Consider the following 17454-nt stretch of genomic DNA (forward strand, 5'->3'; position numbering starts at 1 on the left):
GATTTAATCTTTTGCCTTTTGAAAAAGTTTTTTAAATTTTTCTTCCAGTTCCAAAAGTTTTTTATCTATCTCTTCAGGGTCTAAACTTTCTATTTTTTTGTACAAATTAGCTGCCATTTCACCCAGGTCATTTAAGCGCAGGTTAAAGGAAGTGCCTTTTAGTTTATGTAATAATTTTTTAGCCTGGGAAAGGTCTGCTTCTTTTATTTTTTGCTTGATTTCCTTTAGCTCTTTTTCTGTGTTTTCTTTATATTTTTCCAGGAGATCTTCTATGATTTCTTTTTTTAATTTTAATTCTTTTTCCAGTTTTGCTTTGATTTCTTTTAAATCCATTTGTTTCTCCCTGAGAATTTTTCCAGTTTAAATCCATTCTAAAAAAAATAGTTTTTTTGTCAAATGGTTTGCTCTGTAAAAGGGAAAAGGTTTAGAGAAAAGGGGGTACCTATTTTAGTAGGGGCAAAAAATGAACTTGACTTTTTTTAGGCTTTGGATAGAAAAGAAACTCTTCGCCGGGGTGGTGAAATTGGTAGACGCGCTGGACTCAAAATCCAGTGGACTTCGGTCCGTGCGAGTTCGAGTCTCGCCCCCGGCACCAGGAAAAAAGCCCTTAAGGATTTCACCTTAAGGGCTTTTTTGTTTTTTCTTTTTTTTGTTTCTCCTCTTTACTGAGAGGATGGTTTTGGCTTATATAGTTTTAAAAATAGCAAAAGGAGAGGATATAATGACTAAAGTAACTTTACAGGGAGCTCCCTTTGAACTGGAAGGCACTTTTCCTTCTGTGGGTACAAAGGTTTCTTCCTTTGTAGTGGTGGACAATGACCTTAAGGAAGTTAAGCTGGAGGATTTTGGGTTTGAAATTCTGGTTTTGGTCAGTGTTCCTTCTCTGGATACACCTGTTTGTGATTTAGAAGCAAGGCGCTTTAATGCTGAGGCCAGCAAGCTCAGTTCCAAGGTAGAGATTGCCATTGTTAGCATGGACTTACCCTTTGCTCAAAAGCGCTGGTGTGGTCAATTAGAAGGACAAAAGGTGCATACCTATTCAGATTATCGCTATGCTTCCTTTGGTAAGGCCTTAGGGGTGTTAATTGCGGATTTGCGTTTGTTGGCCAGGGCTATCTTTGTTTTGGATGGCCAGAGGAATCTGGTTTATAGCCAGCTGGTTCCAGAAGTAGCCCAGGAGCCAGATTATGAGGAAGTTTTGGAAGTTATCTCTAAGTTAACTTAAAAGTTTTGCAGGAGTAAAAGATGCAAGAGTTACAAAAGTGGTTTTGTAAAGCCCTGGAAATGGAAGAAAGGGGATATAATTTTTATGCCAGCATGTTAGAAAAATGTAATGACCCCTATACCAGAGAAGTTTTTACCTTACTTAGGGATGAAGAGCTAAAGCATATAAAGAGGATTAAGGAAATAGTGGCCAAACTGGAGAAAGGGATAGAGGTGGAAGTGGTTTGCAGGGAATGTCCCTTTGAGCCAACTCCCAATGAGGTTTTTCAGAACCTGGTAAAAAAGTATAAAGATAAAAAAAGCGTATGTACCCAGAAGTTAGAAGCTCTGGATATGGGGATAGAATTTGAATTGAATTTGGTGGATTTTTATTCCCAGAAATTACAGGAAGCCCAAAGTGCAGTGGTAAAAGAGTTTTTAACTAAAATGGTCCAGGAAGAAAAAATGCATTATATTTTGCTTTCTGATTTAAGTTATTACTATGAAGACCCAGAAGGATGGGCTATGGGTAAAGGAGGTTTTAGTCTTGATGGCGCGTAAGTTTTTTGCTTTAGTTTTGCTACTTTTGGGGTTGCTTCCAGTCAATAGTTATGCCTGGGAAAGGGGGGAGATTTTCCCTAACCTTTCTTTAGAAAACGGGCTTGACCCTGCTTACCAGTTTAAAAGCCTGGATGAGATTGAAAGCAAAGTGGTGGTAGTGCAGATTTTTAATATGTATTGTCCCCACTGCCAGAAAGATGCTCCTGTGGTCAATAAACTCTATGCCAAACTAAGAGCAGATTTTCCTGCTTCTAAAGTGACCTTGCTGGGCCTGGGTATTGGGAATACCAAAAGAGAAGTAGAGGTCTTTAGAAACTCCTTTAAAATTGAATTTCCCCTTTTTTGGGATGAGCAAAACCGTTTTTTAGAGCTTTTTGGCAATTTAGGTACTCCCTATTTTTTTGTGTTAAAGAAAACAGATAAGGGGTTCCGGGTTGTTTATATGCATGCAGGAGAATTACAGGATTGGAAGAAATTGTATGTTCAAATTAAAAACAATTTTTCTTAGTGTGGTGATTTTTTTCTCTGCCTTTTCCTTAAGCCAGGCCTTAAATATCTATCAGGTGGGTAAACTAAAACCGCGTGATAGTGTGCTTAAGGTCAAAGTGGGAGAGCTGGCTCCTGATTTTGAACTTCCTTCTATCTCAGGGAAAAAGGTGCGCCTTTCTTATTTTCGGGGTAAGAAGAATGTATTGCTTTCCTTTGTGCCTGCTGCCTGGACGCCAGTGTGTTCGGATCAGTGGCCAGGGTATAATCTGACTAAGTTTATTTTTGACCAGCACAATACTGTTATTCTGGGTATTAGTGTGGATAATGTACCTACCCTTTATGCCTGGGTAAAGGAGATGGGTGGAGTATGGTTCCCTGTGCTTTCTGACTTTTGGCCCCACGGTCAAGTGGCTTCTACTTATGGAGTGCTTAGAGGCGATGGAGTGGCAGAAAGGGCTTTGTTTTTAATTGATAAACAGGGGATTATTCGCTGGATTTATGTAGAAGATATCAACAGACGCCCGTCCCTGGAAGTTATTGAACAGGCCCTGGATTCTTTACCCTAATTTTTGTTTGACCTGCCTGGAAAATCTTCTTAATTCCTCTCTATTCCAAATAACAGAGGAAGAGGTGAGTACGCTTTTTTATAGGTTGAAGAGGTATGTCCGCTATTGGTATTTGAGGATTTTAAGAATTAGAGCGCATCCCCATAAAGTGGCCCTGGGTTTAGCTGTGGGTGTTTTTGTGGGATTTTTACCCATAGTGCCTTTTCAAATAGTGACTGCAGTAAGTCTGGCCTTTTTGGTTAAAGGCAATAAACTGGGTGCAGCTTTGGGTACTTGGGTCTCCAATCCTTTAAATATCCCTTTTTTGTATTATCTTTTTTATCTGGTAGGGAAGTTTTTCTGGCCAGGAGAAGTCGCCTATAGTTTAACTTCCTTTGAGATGAAAGAGATATTAAAGGCTGGCTGGGATGTCTTTGGAATGATGTGTTTAGGTGGTGCTATTTTGGGACTACCTGCGGCTATTTTAACTTATTTTATCTTTGTAAAGGTTTTAAAAAAGTATAACCAAAAGAGATTGGAGAAGAAATATAATCTTGTTAACCCCTAATTTTCCTAAAAAGAGTTTAGGACAACACTTTTTAAAAGATAAAAATATTTGTGCAAAAATCGTAAAGGCCCTCAATCTAGAGCCAGAAGATACTGTTTTAGAAATAGGCCCGGGCAGGGGGGCACTTACTTTTCTTTTAGAAGAAAGTCCCTATAGATATTTTTTTGCTCTGGAAAAGGACTGGGAGCTTTGCTTAGCACTCAGGCAGAAATTACCACTTTTAAGCTTAATCTGTGCAGATGGCCTGGTTTTTGACTGGAAACGTTTAAATAGATTTGAAAAATTAAAACTAGTAGGGAACCTTCCCTACAATGTGGCTTCTCCGCTGCTGTGGAATATTTTTAGTGAACTTTTTAGTTATGAACTAGCTGTATTTATGGTGCAAAAGGAAGTGGCAGAAAGGATTGTAGCTAAGCCAGGCAACAAGCAATATGGTTTGTTAAGTGTTTGGTTACAGTTTTTTAGTAAACCTAAAATTCTTTTTTCTGTACCTCCTGGAGTTTTTTTCCCTCCTCCCAAGGTCTACTCTTCGGTTTTAATTTTTTATCCTCGAAAAGTTGAAATAGATACAAGGGAAAAAAATCTTTACAAAAGTGTTTAAAAGTGGTTTTTCAGCAGAGAAGAAAGCAATTACAAAGAATCCTGCGTAATTATCTGGGATATAAAGTGGAAAAAGAACTAGAAGAATTAAACCTGGACCCCAGAGTTAGACCAGAAGACTTAAGTAAAGAGGATTTTTTTAGGTTGGCACTAAAATTTTTTTAGAAAAAAGATAACTTTTTAGCCAAAAACCTAAATTTATCTTGACTAAACCTTAAAAATTTTGTTTTGGCTAGCTTTGTAGTTGTTTAAAAAGGCATAATCAAAGGGGTAGGGATATTTTTTGGTCTAAAAGTTTTAAAAGGAGGAACTGATAATGACTAAAGGCGATCTTATTGCCATGATTGCAGAGAAATCAGGTTTAACAAAGGCTGCTGCTGAAAAGGCTTTAAATGCTTTTTTGGCTTCTGTGGAAGAGGCTTTGGTCAAAGAGGGGAAATTGACCTTGACCGGTTTTGGTACTTTTGAGGTAGGCGAAAGAGCAGCTAGAACAGGTCGCAACCCTCGTACAGGAGAAGAAATTCAAATTCCTGCCTGTAAGGTGGTAAAGTTCCGCGCTGGCAAGATGCTTAAAGATGCTGTTAAGTAGTTTTTAGGAGGTCAGAAAACGATGTTACATGGTGAGACCATTCAAAGCATGTTGCCCCAAGACCTTCCCTGGTGGTCTCCAGACCATGCCATTTTCTTTGGCGTGCTTTATGGAGTTTTAGCTGTTATTGGCACAGGGGTAGCAGTTGTAGTTTTTAAATCCATTGCCGATACTTTGAAAGAGAAAAGAAGTAAGGCTCATTAAAAGAATTGGTTATTTTTAGGCAAGGGAAAAGGGGAGTCTTTTTCCTTGCCTTTTTCTTTTTCAGCATTAAAAGAGAACGATTTTTTTAGATAAAGGGGGTGATTTTTTTGCCAGGAGTTTTTTTAAGCGGAGAAGAGAATTTTGAGTTTGCCTTGCGTAAGTTTAAGAAACAGGTGGAAAAAGCTGGGATTCTTTCTGAGTTGAAAAAAGGCAACACTACGAAAAGCCTGGCGTGCAGCGCAGAAAAAGAAGCTGCAGCAAAGAAGCGCTTGATGAAAAAATTGCGCAAATTAAGGTCCATGTAATGTCTTTAGTTACTCAACTGGAAAAAGACTTTTTGCAGGCCTTAAAGGCTAAAGAAGAATTAAAAGTGGCTGTCTTGCGTATGGTCAAGACAGCCTTAAAAAACAAACAAGTAGAATTAAAGCGTCCTCTGACTGAGGAAGAAATTCTAAAGGTTTTAAGTAAAGAGGCCAAGCAAAGAGAAGATGCTGCCACTCAATTTAGGCAGGGTGGTCGAGAAGATTTAGCCTTAAAAGAAGAACAAGAACTGGAGATTTTAAAGTCTTATTTGCCTCAAAAGATGTCTGCCCAAGAAATGGAAGAGGCGATAGAAAATGCCCTTAAGGAGTTAAAGCCTGCTGGTCTTAAGGATATGGGCAAGGTAATGTCTTATCTAATGCAAAAGTATCCTGGCCAGGTGGATGGTAAGCAACTAAGTCAATTGGTTCGAGAAAAACTTTCTTCTTAAAATCCATATACTATGCACCCCAAAACCTTAAAAGCCCTGGAGCTAGAAAAGGTGCTCCAGTTTTTTCAGCAAGGAACCTCTTCAGAGGGAGGGAAGTCTTTTTTTAGTAATTTAAAACCCTATTCTTCCCTGCAAGATATCAATGAAAGTCAGAATTTGCTTCGGGAATTTTGGGAGCTTTTTGTTCATCAGCCCCTTAATTTGAATTTTTTTCCAGATTTATCTCCTCTTTTCTCTTCTTTAGAGAAAGAAATTTTTATTTTTAGTCTGGAAGACCTCTGGGGGTTGCAAAGTTTTTTTGTAGAGCAAGACAAGGTTTTTAGCTGGTTAGAAAAGGGAAATCCCTCTCCCTTTCTCTTTTAACCCAGTATTGGGAGAGCATAGAAGAACCTCTTAAACTAAAACAGGCTATTTTTCGTTGTCTATCTAAGGAAGGTGAACTGCGGGATGAGAGTTCTCCTGGTCTTTATGCGGTGCGCCAGGAAATTAGAAGCATTCACGCCAGGTGCAGGAAAAGGTAGAAAGGTTTCTCCAGGATGAAAAAATCAGTCACTACCTGCAGGATGAGTATTTGACTCTGGCTGCTGATAGATATGTTTTGGCCTTAAAAACTAACTTTAAAGGTAAGTTGCAGGGTATTGTCCATGACTATTCTCAAAGTGGAGAAACCTGTTATTTTGAACCTTACTTTTTGGTGGAGCTAAATAATCATCTGCAGCAGTTAAAAATTACAGAAAAAGAAGAGCAGAGAAAGGTCTTAGAGTATTTGAGCCAGCTGGCAAGACAGGAAAAGAAGCCTTGCATGCCTGTTATAACTTTCTGGTGCTGGTGGATGTATTTTTGGCCAAGATAAAAGTGGGGATAAAACTACAGGCAAATCCTCTTAACTTAACAAGTGAGGAAAAATTAGAGTTAAAAGAGGCCAGGCATCCACTTCTGGTGCTTTTAAAGCAAAAGGTTGTACCTGTAGATATAGTTCTGGAGCCAGGACAAAAGGGTTTGATAATAACCGGGGGCAATGCAGGAGGGAAAACCGTTTGTTTAAAAACCCTGGGGCTCATTGCCCTTATGGTTAGCTGTGGCTTACCTGTCCCTTGTGCTAAAGAAAGTAAGCTCCCCTATTTTGCCCATATCTGGACTATAATTGGAGATGAACAAAGCCTGGAGGAAAGCCTTAGTACTTTTACTGCCCAGGTTAGTTTTTTAAAAGAATGTTTGCCGGTCTTGGACTCTTCTTCCTTGCTCATTTTAGATGAATTTGGTGCTGGCACTGACCCGGCCCAGGGGGCTGCCTTGGCTCAGGCCGTTATGGAATATGCTCTGGAAAAAGGTAGCTGGTTGCTTTGTGCTACCCATTTCCCTGGAGTGAAGTTGTATGCTGTAAGTTCACCTGAGTTGAGGGTGGCTTCTGTCCTTTTTGACCCTCAGACCAAAAAGCCCCTTTACCAGCTTACCTATGACCAGGTGGGAGCCAGTTATGCTCTGGAGGTGGCTAAAAACATTGGACTGTTGCCAGAAGTACTGAACAAGGCCAGTAAACTTTTAGGAGGAGAGGGTAAGCAACAGGAAGCCTTGCTGGAGAGGCTTAATAAGCTGGTATGGATGAAAGAGCAGGAGCTGGAAAAGTTTAAGCAAAAAAGAGAAAAGATTGTTAGCAAACTGAAAAAGGCCTTAAAGCGATTAAAAGAAGAAAAACATTCCCTGGAAAAAGAAATTCAAGAGGCCAAAACTACTATTTTAACCCAGTGGAAAAAAGAAAAACTGTCTCGCAAGTTGGCCTTAGAAAAATTGAGCAAGTTAAGAGATAAGGTAAAAGAGCCGAATAAAATACAGAAGAGCAGAGAAGCTTTTGTACCGAAAAAAGATACTCAATGTTTGTATTTACCCTGGAATAAGGAAGCTAAAATTTTGGAAATAGATGAAAAAAAACAGCAGTGTAAGGTGGATTTGGGCGGAATTAGTTTGTGGAGTGATTTTTCTAATTTGGCGCCATTAACAAAAAAAGAGCAAAAAGACCAATCCATTAAAGTCAAAGTGTCTGCCTCCAGCAGGTTGCCTTTAAAACTGGATGTACGCGGCCTTACAGTGGAAGAAGCCTTAATGGAAGTAGATAGATACATAGATGGTGCTCTTTTAAAAGGAGTTCAAGAATTAGAAATAGTCCATGGCAAGGGAACCGGAGTTCTTAAACAAGCTGTTCATCAACATTTGCGTAATCATTCTGTGGTCAAAGAGTTTTCTTTTGCTCCTTTAGAAGCAGGCGGAGAAGGAGCAACCATTGTCAAACTCAAAAACTAATATGGATTTAGAAGAATTAGTAACAGAAATTAAAGAACGTCTGGATATTGTTCAAATTGTAGGTCGTTATGTAGAATTGCGTCAGGTAGGGGGGCGATATGTAGCTCCTTGCCCCTTTCATCAGGAAACCAAACCTTCCTTTAATGTAAATCCAGAGAAGGGTTTTTTTTATTGTTTTGGCTGTCAGGCTGCTGGTGATGTTATTTCCTTTTATCAGAGAATAAATGGTTTGGAGTTTAAAGAAGCTTTAAAAGACCTGGCTGAAGAAGCAGGGATTAAATTTTATCTTGGTAAGGGAAAAAGTAGTTCCAGAAAAACTTTTTCGAACTTTATGAGCTGGCTACAGATTTTTTTAAAAAGCAACTGCAATCTTCAAATGGAGTTAAGGCCAGAAAATATTTAGCTTCTAGACAGGTATCAGAGCTGGTGCAGAAAACTTTTCTTTTGGGATATAGTCCTGCTGACTGGCATGGTTTGGAAAAATATTTTCAAAGCAAGGGCATAGATATTAACCTGGCTGTCCAGAGTGGACTTTTGGTCAAAAATGATAAAGGCCAGGTTTATGACCGTTTTCGAGATAGGTTGATGTTCCCCATAAGGGATTTACAGGGGAGAACCATTGCCTTTGGAGGAAGGGTTTTAGGGGAGGGAGACCCCAAGTATTTAAATAGCAATGAAAGTCTTATCTACAAAAAAGGTGAGCATTTATACGGCCTTTATGAAGCCAGGTCCCATATTCTTAAAGAAAAAGAAGCTATTTTGAGTGAAGGTTATCTGGATGTTTTGGCTTTGGTGCAGGCTGGATTTAAAAACAGTTGTGCTATTTTAGGGACCAGCTTGACCAGGGAGCAGGTCTTAAAGCTTGCCCAATTGGCTTCAAAGGTGATTTTGCTTCTGGATGGAGATGCTGCAGGGAAAAAAGCTGCTTGGCGCAGTGCTGAAATGTTGCTGGCTGAAGGAATAAATTGTGCAGTGGCTCTGCTGCCAGAAGGAGAAGATCCGGATAGCTTTTTAAAAAAATATGGTCCAGAGCATCTGCAAGAAGTTCTCTCTCAAGGTCAGGAAGGTCTTGCCTATTGTTTAAAAATGGTTAGAGAAAATAAATCTCCCAGAGAGCAAGCTAGCTGGATTAAAGATTTTCTAAAAAAAGTAAGAGATTTCAAATTAAAGGGGTTTTATCTTTCAGCCATAGCTACAGGTCTTAAGATAAGCGAAAAAGAATTACGAGCAAGTTTAGATATTATAGACAATAAGTTAGAAATTGCCGAGAAAAAGGAAAAAGAACACTTTACCCCCTGGGACAAAGAAGTCCTGTTGATAGGAGTTATTTTCCCCAAGGAAGCCAGGGAATTGGCTGAAGAGGGGGTGGAGCATTTTTTTCAGAGTAAAGAAGCCAGGGTGTTTTGGCAAAAGTTAATACAGGATTCAGATGTAAGGGAATTTACCCCTGAGGAGAGTAACTTTTACTTTCAGAGTAAGTTAAGAGAAGATTTTTTCCAGGATAAAAAAAAAGAACTATTAAAAGAGTTACGCCAGAAAATGCTGAATAAGGATAAAAAATTGCGCAAGCAAAATTTGTTTTTGGCTTTAGCTAGAGCTCAAAGAAGGGGAGATTTAGCTGAAACCAAAAGAATTTTGGGCCTTTTACAAAAAGAATTTGCTGAGCAAGAGGTTTGAAAATTTAAATAGCGGAAGGGGGGAGTATGAAATCTTTAAAGGACGTCCAACAAATTAAAGCTCTTATTGCTGAAGGCAAGAAAAAAGGCTTTTTAACTTTTGAAGAGTTAAATAAAGCTCTTCCCAAAGATGTCAATAGTCCCGAGCAAGTAGAAGAAATTATTTCTATTTTTGACCAGCTGGACATTACTATTGTGGATGAAAAGGCTGGAAGACCCATTTGTGTAGTTCCAGAGGACACCTCTGATATAGTAGAAAGCGTTACAGAAGAAGATTTAGAAGAAGATGTTGGAGGTGGAAAAGACCCTGTTCGTATGTATTTAAAAGAAATGGGAGCTGCTGCCCTTTTGGATAGAGAAGGGGAAGTAGCTATAGCCAAACAGATAGAAGCTGGCGAACTGGAAGTTTTATATGCTTTAGTAGAAATTCCCGTAGTAGTAGAAGAACTTATAAAAGTAGGTGAAGATTTAAAGAAAGAAAAGGTAAAATTAAAAGATGTGGTTAAGACAATTGAAGAGGACGACCCTGCAGAAGAAGAAATGAATCAAAGGCAAAGGGTAATTAAGTATTTAGATGAAATTAAGCAAATTTATAAAAAGAAAAAAACTATTTACGATAGGTTGGATGACACTGCTACTTTAGAAAAGAGAGTTTTTGCCATTCAGCAAAGAATTATAGATTATAAGAAAGAAGTTGTGGATAGGCTATGTAGTATAAAACTGGAAAAAACATTGGTAGATAGATTGATAGAAATGGTTAGAGATTATGTAAGGCAGATGCATAACTGTATGCGAGATATAAGTGCTTATATAATCTCTTTAGGTAAAACACAGGAAGAGGTTTTTAGCCTATTTGAAAAGTTGGAAAAGAGAGAAATAAATCCAGTAGTAGCTGCAGATGAACTTAATATGACAGTAGAGGAATTGTTTTCTTTTAAAGAAATGATTTATGCTAAAAAAGAAATTTTAGAAAGATTGGAAGAAAAATGTAAACACGATGTATACGATTTAGAAGAAGTTTTGTGGAGAATAGAAAAGGGTTATAAAGATGCTTTAAGGGCTAAACAGGAGTTGATTAGGGCAAATCTGCGTTTGGTAGTAAGTATTGCCAAGAAATATACCAATAGAGGACTGCAGTTTCTGGATTTAATTCAAGAAGGTAATATTGGTTTGATGAAGGCTGTGGATAAGTTTGAATATCAGAGGGGGTATAAGTTTTCCACTTATGCCACCTGGTGGATTAGGCAGGCTATAACCAGGGCTATTGCTGACCAGGCAAGGACCATTCGTATTCCTGTGCATATGATAGAGACCATTAACAAATTGGTCAGGACTTCTCGTTACCTTGTGCAGGAATTGGGGCGTGAACCTACTCCAGAGGAAATTGCAGAAAGAATGGATTATCCAGTGGAGAAGGTGAAAAAGGTTCTGCGTATTGCCAAGGAACCCATTTCTTTGGAAACCCCCATTGGAGATGAGGAAGATAGCAGTTTGGGCGATTTTATAGAAGATAAAAAGGCTGTAGCTCCAGCAGAAGAGGTGGTACACACCAAATTGTCTGAACTTATTGATAAGTTGCTATCTGACCTTACTCCCAGAGAGGAGCAGGTCTTACGCAAGCGCTTTGGTATAGGTGAAAAGTCTGATCACACTTTAGAAGAAGTGGGTAAACTTTTTAATGTAACCAGGGAGAGAATTAGACAGATAGAGGCGAAAGCCTTGCGTAAGTTAAGGCATCCCATGCGTAGCAGTTGTTTGAAATCCTATTATGAAAGTTAACAGGCAAAAAGGGGCAGGTCTTTTTTTGGGCCTAGCCCTTATTTTATTTTTTCCTTGTTTTAGTTTTGCCCAGACAATTTGGGTGTTCCCCAGGTTTGCTATTGATGGGGATACGCTTTTTTTAAGCAATGGTTTGAAGTTGCGTTTAAAAAGTATTGATGCCCCTGAACTGGGACATGGAAAAGGCAAAGACCAGTACTTTGCCAGAGAAGCGAAATATTTTTTGTTTAAACTGGTTAAGGGTAAAAAATTAAAGTTAGAAGAAGTGGAAAAAGATAGGTTTGGACGCATAATTGCACAGGTTTACACTGCTGATGGAAATTGGATAAACAGGGAAATGCTGGCTCAGGGCTTTGCCTTTTATTTTGAGCACAAGGGAGTGTTTTATCCCCGGTTGTTAAAAGCGCAGCAAGAGGCGATGAGGTTAAGAAAAGGCTTTTGGGCCAAATTACTGGAGTTGCCTTTAGCCAGGCGTTCTTATCTGGGAAATAGTTATAGTAGGAGATTTCATCAGCTTAGCTGTCCCAATGGCCAGTTGATTTCTTCCAGGCACAAACGCTTATTTTTTTCTCTTTACGAGGCCTTTTATAAGGGCTATGCCCCTGCTAGAGGGTGTACTCCCTGGCCTTTAGTTGATTAAAAGAAGGAGATATTTATGAGTGAAAATTTAACAGATTGGATTTTAGTAAGTAAGTTTCAGGAAAACAATCAGGATTTAGAGCAAGAAGTGTATAGAATCCAGGAAGTGGCTTTGGATGTGGGTTTAAATCCAGAGATGGTTATTGCTGTAAATGAGGTTGAAGATGGCTTTGAGCTTCTGGTCCATCCAGAGTTTTTTTCCTATTTTCAGCGCTAAATTGCCCTTCTGGCGATATTGGCCCTTTGGTCCTGGTTATGAGGCAGGTTTTTGGTTTAGCGTAAGCAAATTTGCCTTTGTAGGACTTATCTTGGGGGTTATTGTTCTTTATCTGCGTTTTCTCTTTGGCCCGAAAGGTATTTTTAAAGAGGATGCGAGCAGGTATTCTAAGCCTGGGAAGCGAAAATGGTTTTGGAACAGGAAATAAAGCCTTTTTTAAAGTGGTTTAAAAAGTACACTAAGAGATTTTATTCTTTAAATCAGAAAGAACAGGAAAACATTCTTTTAAAACAAAAACATTCCTTACGGGTCTATGAGTATGCCTGTAAGATTGCTTTAAAGGAAAAATTTTCTCGAGAAGATGGTTTTGCTTTAAGTCTGGCAGGACTTTTCCATGACCTTGGAAGATTTGAACAATATAAGGTATATAAAACTTTTAAGGACAATATCTCTGAGGATCATGGCAGGTTGGGAGTAAAGGTTTTAAAAAAAGAGGGTGTGCTTTCTGGTTTGGATAAAAATATAAAATCTAAGATACTGGTAAGTGTAATTTTGCATAATAAATTAAGTGTACCTGCTAGAGTTCCAGCAGAAGTAAAAAAGATTGTTTTTGCTTTAAGAGACGCTGATAAACTGGATATTTTTGAAGTACTTCTTTCCTACTTAAGTAATGGTAAAAAAAATGAAGTGGTCACTTTAAATCTTTTGGATGAACCAGATAAGATAAGTGCTCAGGTCCTGGCTCCTCTGTACCGACAGGAATTGGTTAATTATAACTCTATGCAGTATGTTAATGACTTTAAGTTGCTTTTGCTTTCCTGGGTTTATGATTTCAATTTCCCCACTACCTTTAGTTTATTTGAGGAAAGGGACTATTTCAATCGGCTAAATACCCTTTTACCTCCCTTGCCTGAGGTAAAAGAGGTAACCAGCAGGGTTAAACAATTTATTCTAGAGAGGGTGGGAAGATGAAAAATAATTTTTTAAAAGTAAAGCTATTGTTTCTCCTGGTTTTAACTTTTGGTCTTAGTGGGTGTTTCTGGTTGCTTGTAGGAGGCGCTGGTGGTGCTGGTGGTGCTATTTATTACAAAGGAAGGATTGTTCATACTGTAAATGCTTATTATACTAAAGTACATAAGGCAAGTTTAAGTGCCTTAAAGGGAATGGGGCTGCCTATTTATAAAGACCAACTTGAGCTTAATAAAGCTAATATAGAATCTAGTTTTCTGGATGATACAAAAATCTGGATAGAAATAGAAGGAATTAGCAGACATACTTCTAAGATTTATATAAGGGTTGGCCTTTTAGGTGATGAGGCCAGGTCCAGAGAACTATTGAAGAAGATTTTGGCTCGTCTCTAGACGGGCTTTGGCTAAAGCCAGTTCATCCAGCAGGTTGATTAGTTCTCCATAAATACCTCCGTAGCCAGGAAAGGAGCCAAAAAGATATTTTTTGAGTTTTTGTTGTTCAGAGTTGGAACTGGCTATGGGGGTGGAGGGCGTTTTGCTCAAAAGGTAGCGTTCTTTAAGAATAAACCTGGTACTTAAGTGTAGGAACTTTTGGCTTAAAGCTTCTATTTTTTGCTTTTGTTCATCGGTCAAAAAGTTTTCAGGCACATCTTCTAAAAAGGACATTAGGGCCAGTAAGAAGTTGAAAAAGAACCTGGAATTCCTCTTCTCCAGGCCAGTAACCATTTTCGTCTCTTAAAAAGTAGAAAATGGGCTTCTCCCAGGGCAATCAGGTCTAAAAGTTGTTTTTTCCAATGACCTAAGAAGGTGTTTTTAGGGGTAGAAGAGAAAAGTTCAAATCCGGTATAAAAGCAGGAGATAGGGCTAAAAGCTGTTGAAGATAGGTATTGGCCTGAGGTGAGTTGGGAGTTTCTAAATGGGGGTAGCTCAAAATATATTTTCCCTTTCCAAAATCGCCTCTAATGATACAGGGTTCCTGAGTTAAAAGAAGAGGGTCCAGGTTTATGGCATAGAGGTTTTCCCATTTTTTTAGCTCCCCTGGATTTAAATCTTCTAACTTTAAATCACTTACCCAGAAGTCTGTACCTGGCCTTTGATAGGTAGCTAACACTTCCAGATGGGGATGATGGGATTCCCACTCAAACTGGGAAGGCCACCAAACTGGAAAAAGCAATTCCCTGTCCAGACTGAAGACCTTGCACCAGATATCTCCACTAAAGTTGGGCAGCCTTTGTTTAAATTCTTTGCGTTTAAGCGGGCAAAGGCCCAGGGAGTTGGGAGAGCTTGAAGCCAGGCCTGCTCCGCCACAAAAACCAAGATAGTTCCCACCCTTGGTCAAAAAGCTTTTTATTTCCTGTTGTCCCTCACTTCCCAATTTTTTAAATTTTAAACTGGCCCAGCCTCCAGGCACAATGAGCCATTGAGGTTTTAGGTCGTTTAGCTTGCCCGCAGCAATTTCTTTAGCTGTAATAGGGACAAACTTTGCCCGGGAATGTTTTAAAAAGTGATAGACTAAGATTCCCCAGAGGTGAGATTCATCCCAGAAGAGCCCAATATAAGGTTGCATAGGACTTACTTTAAAGAGGACTGTTAAAAAAGCAAGCATTAAGCCTGGACTGATAAGTTTTTTATTGGTTAATAACTTGATTTTTTAGGCAAGGCACAATAACCAAAGAAGCAATTTGGCAAAGCAGAAACTTCACTTAGGAGAGGGTAGATGGCAGTAAAAGAATTGGCAAAAGGTTATGAACCCAAGGACATAGAGGACAAGTGGATTAGTTATTGGGAAGAAAATAAAACCTTCACTCCAGAAGTGGAAAAGGTCAAAAGACCTTATTCTATAGTGATTCCTCCCCCTAATGTTACAGGGACCTTACATATGGGGCATGCCCTTAATATCACCTTGCAGGACATTTTATGCCGTTTTCATCGCCAATTGGGCTACGATGTTTTGTGGGTACCTGGTACTGACCATGCAGGTATTGCCACCCAGAATGTGGTAGAAAGGCAACTGGCTCAAGAGGGCAAAACCAGAGATGACCTGGGCAGAGAAAAGTTTGTAGAAAGAGTTTGGCAGTGGAAAGAAGAATATGGCAATAAAATTTTAAACCAGGTAAAAAAATTAGGTGCTTCTGTAGATTGGACCAGGCTTCGCTTTACCATGGATGAAGGTCTGTCCAGAGCAGTGCGAGAAGTTTTTGTCCGCCTTTATGAAGAAGGGCTTATTTATCAAGGGGATTACATTATTAACTGGTGTCCCAGATGCCATACAGCTCTAGCTGATCTGGAAGTGGAGCATGAAGATATTGATGGCGGTCTTTATCATTTACGCTACCCTCTGGAGGATGGTTCTGGAGAAGTAGTGGTTGCTACTACCAGACCTGAAACAATGCTGGGAGATACAGCTGTGGCTGTACATCCAGAAGACGAGCGCTATAAACACCTGATAGGCAAAAAGGTGATTTTGCCTTTGGTGGGTAGAAAAATTCCAATTATTGCAGACGAATATGTGGACAGGGAGTTTGGTACTGGCTGCTTAAAGGTAACTCCTGCCCATGATGTGAATGACTTTGAACTGGGACGTAAACACAATTTGCCTTTGGTAAAGGTGATTGATGACTGGGGCAAGATGACTTCAGAAGCTGGAGAGTTTGCTGGTTTAGATAGGTTTGAGTGCAGGAAAAAAATCCTGGAGCGTTTGGCTGAGCAGGGGTATTTGCTAGAGCAAGAAAAACATAGGCACAGTGTGGGACACTGTTATCGTTGCCATACTGTGATTGAACCTTATGTTTCCAAGCAGTGGTTTGTGAAGGTAAAGGACCTGGCCAAAAGAGCAAGAGAGGCTGTGGCTCAAGGTGAGACCAAAATTTTCCCTGAACACTGGACCAAAACCTATTTTGAATGGTTAGACAATATTCGGGACTGGTGTATTTCCAGACAAATCTGGTGGGGACATCGCATTCCTGCCTGGACCTGTGAGGAGTGTGGGGAATTAAGTGTTTCCCGTGAGGATTTAACTCAGTGCCCTGGGTGTGGAAGTGCTAACTTAAAGCAAGAAGAAGATGTTTTGGACACCTGGTTTTCTTCTGCCCTCTGGCCCTTTTCTACCCTGGGCTGGCCAGATAAGACCAAAGAACTGGAAGTGTTTTATCCCACTTCTGTGCTGGTTACCGGGTTTGATATTTTGTTTTTCTGGGTAGCGCGTATGATGATGATGGGCCTGCATTTTATGCAGGATGTGCCCTTTAAGGATGTTTATATTCATGCTTTGGTTCGAGATGCCCAGGGACAAAAGATGAGCAAGTCCAAGGGCAATGTAATTGATCCTCTGATTATGATTGATAAGTATGGAACAGATGCCTTGAGGTTTACTCTCACTGCCTTTGCTGCCATGGGCAGAGATATAAAACTCAGCGAAGAGCGTATTGAAGGCTATAAACACTTTATCAATAAAATCTGGAATGCTTCTAGATTTGCTCTAATGAATTTAGATGAAAATTGTTTTGAATGTGAGTTGGAAAATGTAAAGGGATTAGTGCATGAATGGATTTTACATCGTTTAGAAGAGGTTAAGGAAAAAGTAAAATCTGCCATTGAAAGCTATAATTTTAACGAAGCAGCCCAGGTATTGTATCAATTTGTCTGGCATGAATTTTGTGACTGGTATTTGGAACTTATAAAACCAGTACTGTATGGAGAGGATAAGGAAGCTAAACTAATGGCCAAAACCTGTTTGCGCCAGGTCCTGGGAGAAACTCTTGTTTTACTGCATCCCATTATTCCCTTTGTAACCCAAGAGGTCTGGACCTATTTGCCTGGAGTAAAAGAAGAGAACCTTTCAAAATTGCCCTATCCTCCCTTTAGGCCTGAATGTATAAAGCCTAAGGTAGTAGAAGAAATGCAGTTTTTGCAGGAAGTTATTTCTGGAGTGAGAAATATTAAGGCAGAACTGGGTATTTCCCTGGGTACAAAGGTAAAATTGCTGGGCAGAGTTGCTGAACCCAAAGACAGAGAATTTTTAGAAGTTCATAGAGAGCTCATTACCTTTTTGGCCAGACTGGAAGATATGCAGGTGGAGAGCGACTTAAAAGAGCCTGAGGGGTGTGCAGGATTTGTGGCTAAAGGGTATGAATTTTTTGTCCCAGTAAAGGGGTTGGTGGATATTGAAGCTGAGCTTTCTCGCCTGGAAAAAGAGTTTGCCAAGATTGATAAGGAACTGACCATAATAGAGAAGAAATTAAACAATCCTGGTTTTTTAAATAAAGCCCCACAACAAGTGGTGGAAAAGGAAAAAACAAAACAAGCTGAGTATAAGGAAAAAGGGAAAAGATAGAAAAGCTTTATAACAGGCTTAAAAGTATTGTCTA

General features: G+C 39.4%; 24 protein-coding genes, 1 tRNA gene and 1 pseudogene. 23 read left to right on the top strand and 3 right to left on the bottom strand.

The features are described from left to right. Positions 1 to 3: 3 nt before the first annotated feature. Positions 4 to 333, bottom strand: a complete 330-nt coding sequence (locus tag ACZ42F_RS10735) for an Hpt domain-containing protein (protein ID WP_029966527.1) — start codon at positions 331 to 333, stop codon at positions 4 to 6. A 175-nt stretch (positions 334 to 508) separates the two neighbouring features. On the opposite strand from ACZ42F_RS10735, the gene ACZ42F_RS10740 reads away from it, so the two are divergent. From ACZ42F_RS10740 to ACZ42F_RS10845, 22 genes and pseudogenes are all read left to right on the top strand, one after another. Beyond that, positions 509 to 595, top strand: a tRNA-Leu gene (locus ACZ42F_RS10740). 126 nt (positions 596 to 721) lie between these two features. After that, on the top strand, positions 722 to 1225 hold the full coding sequence (gene tpx, locus ACZ42F_RS10745) for a thiol peroxidase (RefSeq protein ID WP_464278978.1): 504 nt from the start codon (positions 722 to 724) through the stop codon (positions 1223 to 1225). Positions 1226 to 1245: 20 nt separating this feature from the next. Further along, positions 1246 to 1764, top strand: a complete 519-nt coding sequence (locus ACZ42F_RS10750) for a ferritin family protein (protein WP_464278979.1) — start codon at positions 1246 to 1248, stop codon at positions 1762 to 1764. Next, positions 1754 to 2272, top strand: coding sequence for a TlpA family protein disulfide reductase (locus ACZ42F_RS10755; protein WP_464278980.1), 519 nt, complete (start codon positions 1754 to 1756; stop codon positions 2270 to 2272). Before ACZ42F_RS10750 ends, ACZ42F_RS10755 begins: the two co-directional genes overlap by 11 nt. After that, positions 2244 to 2819, top strand: a complete 576-nt coding sequence (locus ACZ42F_RS10760; protein WP_464278981.1) for a peroxiredoxin — start codon at positions 2244 to 2246, stop codon at positions 2817 to 2819. Before ACZ42F_RS10755 ends, ACZ42F_RS10760 begins: the two co-directional genes overlap by 29 nt. Positions 2820 to 2883: 64 nt before the next feature. Continuing rightward, positions 2884 to 3366: a DUF2062 domain-containing protein gene (locus ACZ42F_RS10765; RefSeq protein ID WP_464278982.1), complete on the top strand. Its 483-nt coding sequence runs from the start codon at positions 2884 to 2886 to the stop codon at positions 3364 to 3366. Then, the gene (gene rsmA / locus ACZ42F_RS10770; RefSeq protein ID WP_464278983.1) at positions 3353 to 3967 is read left to right on the top strand and encodes a 16S rRNA (adenine(1518)-N(6)/adenine(1519)-N(6))-dimethyltransferase RsmA; all 615 of its coding nucleotides are present in this window, start codon (positions 3353 to 3355) and stop codon (positions 3965 to 3967) included. The genes ACZ42F_RS10765 and rsmA overlap by 14 nt, the downstream gene beginning before the upstream one ends. Positions 3968 to 3969: 2 nt before the next feature. Continuing rightward, on the top strand, positions 3970 to 4131 hold the full coding sequence (locus tag ACZ42F_RS10775; protein WP_464278984.1) for a hypothetical protein: 162 nt from the start codon (positions 3970 to 3972) through the stop codon (positions 4129 to 4131). A gap of 151 nt (positions 4132 to 4282) precedes the next feature. After that, positions 4283 to 4555: an HU family DNA-binding protein gene (locus tag ACZ42F_RS10780; protein ID WP_029966564.1), complete on the top strand. Its 273-nt coding sequence runs from the start codon at positions 4283 to 4285 to the stop codon at positions 4553 to 4555. A 21-nt stretch (positions 4556 to 4576) separates the two neighbouring features. After that, positions 4577 to 4759, top strand: a complete 183-nt coding sequence (locus ACZ42F_RS10785) for a hypothetical protein (protein WP_464278985.1) — start codon at positions 4577 to 4579, stop codon at positions 4757 to 4759. Between the two features lie 107 nt (positions 4760 to 4866). After that, a pseudogene (rpsU, locus tag ACZ42F_RS10790) lies at positions 4867 to 5064 on the top strand (30S ribosomal protein S21). Further along, entirely contained in the window at positions 5064 to 5510 is a 447-nt protein-coding gene (locus ACZ42F_RS10795) for a GatB/YqeY domain-containing protein (RefSeq protein ID WP_464278986.1), read from the top strand. The pseudogene rpsU and the gene ACZ42F_RS10795 overlap by 1 nt, the downstream one beginning before the upstream one ends. A 12-nt stretch (positions 5511 to 5522) precedes the next feature. Beyond that, entirely contained in the window at positions 5523 to 5873 is a 351-nt protein-coding gene (locus tag ACZ42F_RS10800; protein ID WP_464278987.1) for a hypothetical protein, read from the top strand. Between the two features lie 142 nt (positions 5874 to 6015). Next, positions 6016 to 6363, top strand: coding sequence for a hypothetical protein (locus tag ACZ42F_RS10805; protein ID WP_464278988.1), 348 nt, complete (start codon positions 6016 to 6018; stop codon positions 6361 to 6363). After that, on the top strand, positions 6309 to 7808 hold the full coding sequence (locus ACZ42F_RS10810; protein WP_464278989.1) for an endonuclease MutS2: 1500 nt from the start codon (positions 6309 to 6311) through the stop codon (positions 7806 to 7808). Before ACZ42F_RS10805 ends, ACZ42F_RS10810 begins: the two co-directional genes overlap by 55 nt. 1 nt (position 7809) lies before the next feature. Next, complete coding sequence (locus ACZ42F_RS10815; protein ID WP_464278990.1) at positions 7810 to 8211, top strand: CHC2 zinc finger domain-containing protein; 402 nt, start codon at positions 7810 to 7812, stop codon at positions 8209 to 8211. After that, the gene (locus tag ACZ42F_RS10820) at positions 8172 to 9485 is read left to right on the top strand and encodes a DNA primase (protein WP_464280256.1); all 1314 of its coding nucleotides are present in this window, start codon (positions 8172 to 8174) and stop codon (positions 9483 to 9485) included. Before ACZ42F_RS10815 ends, ACZ42F_RS10820 begins: the two co-directional genes overlap by 40 nt. A 26-nt stretch (positions 9486 to 9511) precedes the next feature. Continuing rightward, positions 9512 to 11263, top strand: coding sequence for an RNA polymerase sigma factor RpoD (rpoD, locus tag ACZ42F_RS10825; RefSeq protein ID WP_029966576.1), 1752 nt, complete (start codon positions 9512 to 9514; stop codon positions 11261 to 11263). Further along, on the top strand, positions 11253 to 11903 hold the full coding sequence (locus ACZ42F_RS10830) for a thermonuclease family protein (protein WP_464278991.1): 651 nt from the start codon (positions 11253 to 11255) through the stop codon (positions 11901 to 11903). Before rpoD ends, ACZ42F_RS10830 begins: the two co-directional genes overlap by 11 nt. A gap of 15 nt (positions 11904 to 11918) precedes the next feature. Then, positions 11919 to 12119 (top strand): hypothetical protein, encoded by a 201-nt coding sequence (locus tag ACZ42F_RS10835; protein ID WP_464278992.1) that lies wholly within the window; start codon positions 11919 to 11921, stop codon positions 12117 to 12119. A 186-nt stretch (positions 12120 to 12305) separates the two neighbouring features. After that, complete coding sequence (locus ACZ42F_RS10840) at positions 12306 to 13091, top strand: HD domain-containing protein (RefSeq protein ID WP_464278993.1); 786 nt, start codon at positions 12306 to 12308, stop codon at positions 13089 to 13091. Beyond that, positions 13088 to 13480 (top strand): DUF3568 family protein, encoded by a 393-nt coding sequence (locus tag ACZ42F_RS10845; protein ID WP_464278994.1) that lies wholly within the window; start codon positions 13088 to 13090, stop codon positions 13478 to 13480. The genes ACZ42F_RS10840 and ACZ42F_RS10845 overlap by 4 nt, the downstream gene beginning before the upstream one ends. Here ACZ42F_RS10845 and ACZ42F_RS10850 read toward each other — a convergent pair. Together ACZ42F_RS10850 and ACZ42F_RS10855 are read right to left on the bottom strand one after the other, a co-directional pair. Continuing rightward, on the bottom strand, positions 13451 to 13813 hold the full coding sequence (locus tag ACZ42F_RS10850) for a hypothetical protein (RefSeq protein WP_464278995.1): 363 nt from the start codon (positions 13811 to 13813) through the stop codon (positions 13451 to 13453). The two genes, ACZ42F_RS10845 and ACZ42F_RS10850, sit on opposite strands and share 30 nt — an antisense overlap. A gap of 73 nt (positions 13814 to 13886) precedes the next feature. Beyond that, on the bottom strand, positions 13887 to 14654 hold the full coding sequence (locus tag ACZ42F_RS10855) for a BPL-N domain-containing protein (RefSeq protein ID WP_464278996.1): 768 nt from the start codon (positions 14652 to 14654) through the stop codon (positions 13887 to 13889). Positions 14655 to 14804: 150 nt separating this feature from the next. Between ACZ42F_RS10855 and ACZ42F_RS10860 the strand changes: the two genes are divergently transcribed. Continuing rightward, positions 14805 to 17420, top strand: coding sequence for a valine--tRNA ligase (locus ACZ42F_RS10860; protein ID WP_464278997.1), 2616 nt, complete (start codon positions 14805 to 14807; stop codon positions 17418 to 17420). The last annotated feature ends 34 nt before the right edge of the window (positions 17421 to 17454 follow it).

The organism is Desulfonauticus autotrophicus (assembly GCF_055381725.1).

What these genes read in the sequence shown, in the direction of transcription:
- rpoD (WP_029966576.1), top strand. Translation starts at nt 9,512, where the DNA reads ATGAAATCTTTAAAGGACGTCCAACAAATTAAAGCTCTTATTGCTGAA.
- ACZ42F_RS10835 (WP_464278992.1), top strand. Translation starts at nt 11,919, where the DNA reads ATGAGTGAAAATTTAACAGATTGGATTTTAGTAAGTAAGTTTCAGGAA.
- ACZ42F_RS10735 (WP_029966527.1), bottom strand. Translation starts at nt 333, where the DNA reads ATGGATTTAAAAGAAATCAAAGCAAAACTGGAAAAAGAATTAAAATTA.
- ACZ42F_RS10800 (WP_464278987.1), top strand. Translation starts at nt 5,523, where the DNA reads ATGCACCCCAAAACCTTAAAAGCCCTGGAGCTAGAAAAGGTGCTCCAG.
- ACZ42F_RS10750 (WP_464278979.1), top strand. Translation starts at nt 1,246, where the DNA reads ATGCAAGAGTTACAAAAGTGGTTTTGTAAAGCCCTGGAAATGGAAGAA.
- ACZ42F_RS10795 (WP_464278986.1), top strand. Translation starts at nt 5,064, where the DNA reads ATGTCTTTAGTTACTCAACTGGAAAAAGACTTTTTGCAGGCCTTAAAG.
- ACZ42F_RS10755 (WP_464278980.1), top strand. Translation starts at nt 1,754, where the DNA reads ATGGCGCGTAAGTTTTTTGCTTTAGTTTTGCTACTTTTGGGGTTGCTT.
- ACZ42F_RS10850 (WP_464278995.1), bottom strand. Translation starts at nt 13,813, where the DNA reads ATGGTTACTGGCCTGGAGAAGAGGAATTCCAGGTTCTTTTTCAACTTC.
- ACZ42F_RS10815 (WP_464278990.1), top strand. Translation starts at nt 7,810, where the DNA reads ATGGATTTAGAAGAATTAGTAACAGAAATTAAAGAACGTCTGGATATT.
- ACZ42F_RS10785 (WP_464278985.1), top strand. Translation starts at nt 4,577, where the DNA reads ATGTTACATGGTGAGACCATTCAAAGCATGTTGCCCCAAGACCTTCCC.
- tpx (WP_464278978.1), top strand. Translation starts at nt 722, where the DNA reads ATGACTAAAGTAACTTTACAGGGAGCTCCCTTTGAACTGGAAGGCACT.
- ACZ42F_RS10830 (WP_464278991.1), top strand. Translation starts at nt 11,253, where the DNA reads ATGAAAGTTAACAGGCAAAAAGGGGCAGGTCTTTTTTTGGGCCTAGCC.
- ACZ42F_RS10855 (WP_464278996.1), bottom strand. Translation starts at nt 14,654, where the DNA reads ATGCAACCTTATATTGGGCTCTTCTGGGATGAATCTCACCTCTGGGGA.
- ACZ42F_RS10860 (WP_464278997.1), top strand. Translation starts at nt 14,805, where the DNA reads ATGGCAGTAAAAGAATTGGCAAAAGGTTATGAACCCAAGGACATAGAG.
- ACZ42F_RS10780 (WP_029966564.1), top strand. Translation starts at nt 4,283, where the DNA reads ATGACTAAAGGCGATCTTATTGCCATGATTGCAGAGAAATCAGGTTTA.
- ACZ42F_RS10760 (WP_464278981.1), top strand. Translation starts at nt 2,244, where the DNA reads ATGTTCAAATTAAAAACAATTTTTCTTAGTGTGGTGATTTTTTTCTCT.
- ACZ42F_RS10845 (WP_464278994.1), top strand. Translation starts at nt 13,088, where the DNA reads ATGAAAAATAATTTTTTAAAAGTAAAGCTATTGTTTCTCCTGGTTTTA.
- ACZ42F_RS10840 (WP_464278993.1), top strand. Translation starts at nt 12,306, where the DNA reads ATGGTTTTGGAACAGGAAATAAAGCCTTTTTTAAAGTGGTTTAAAAAG.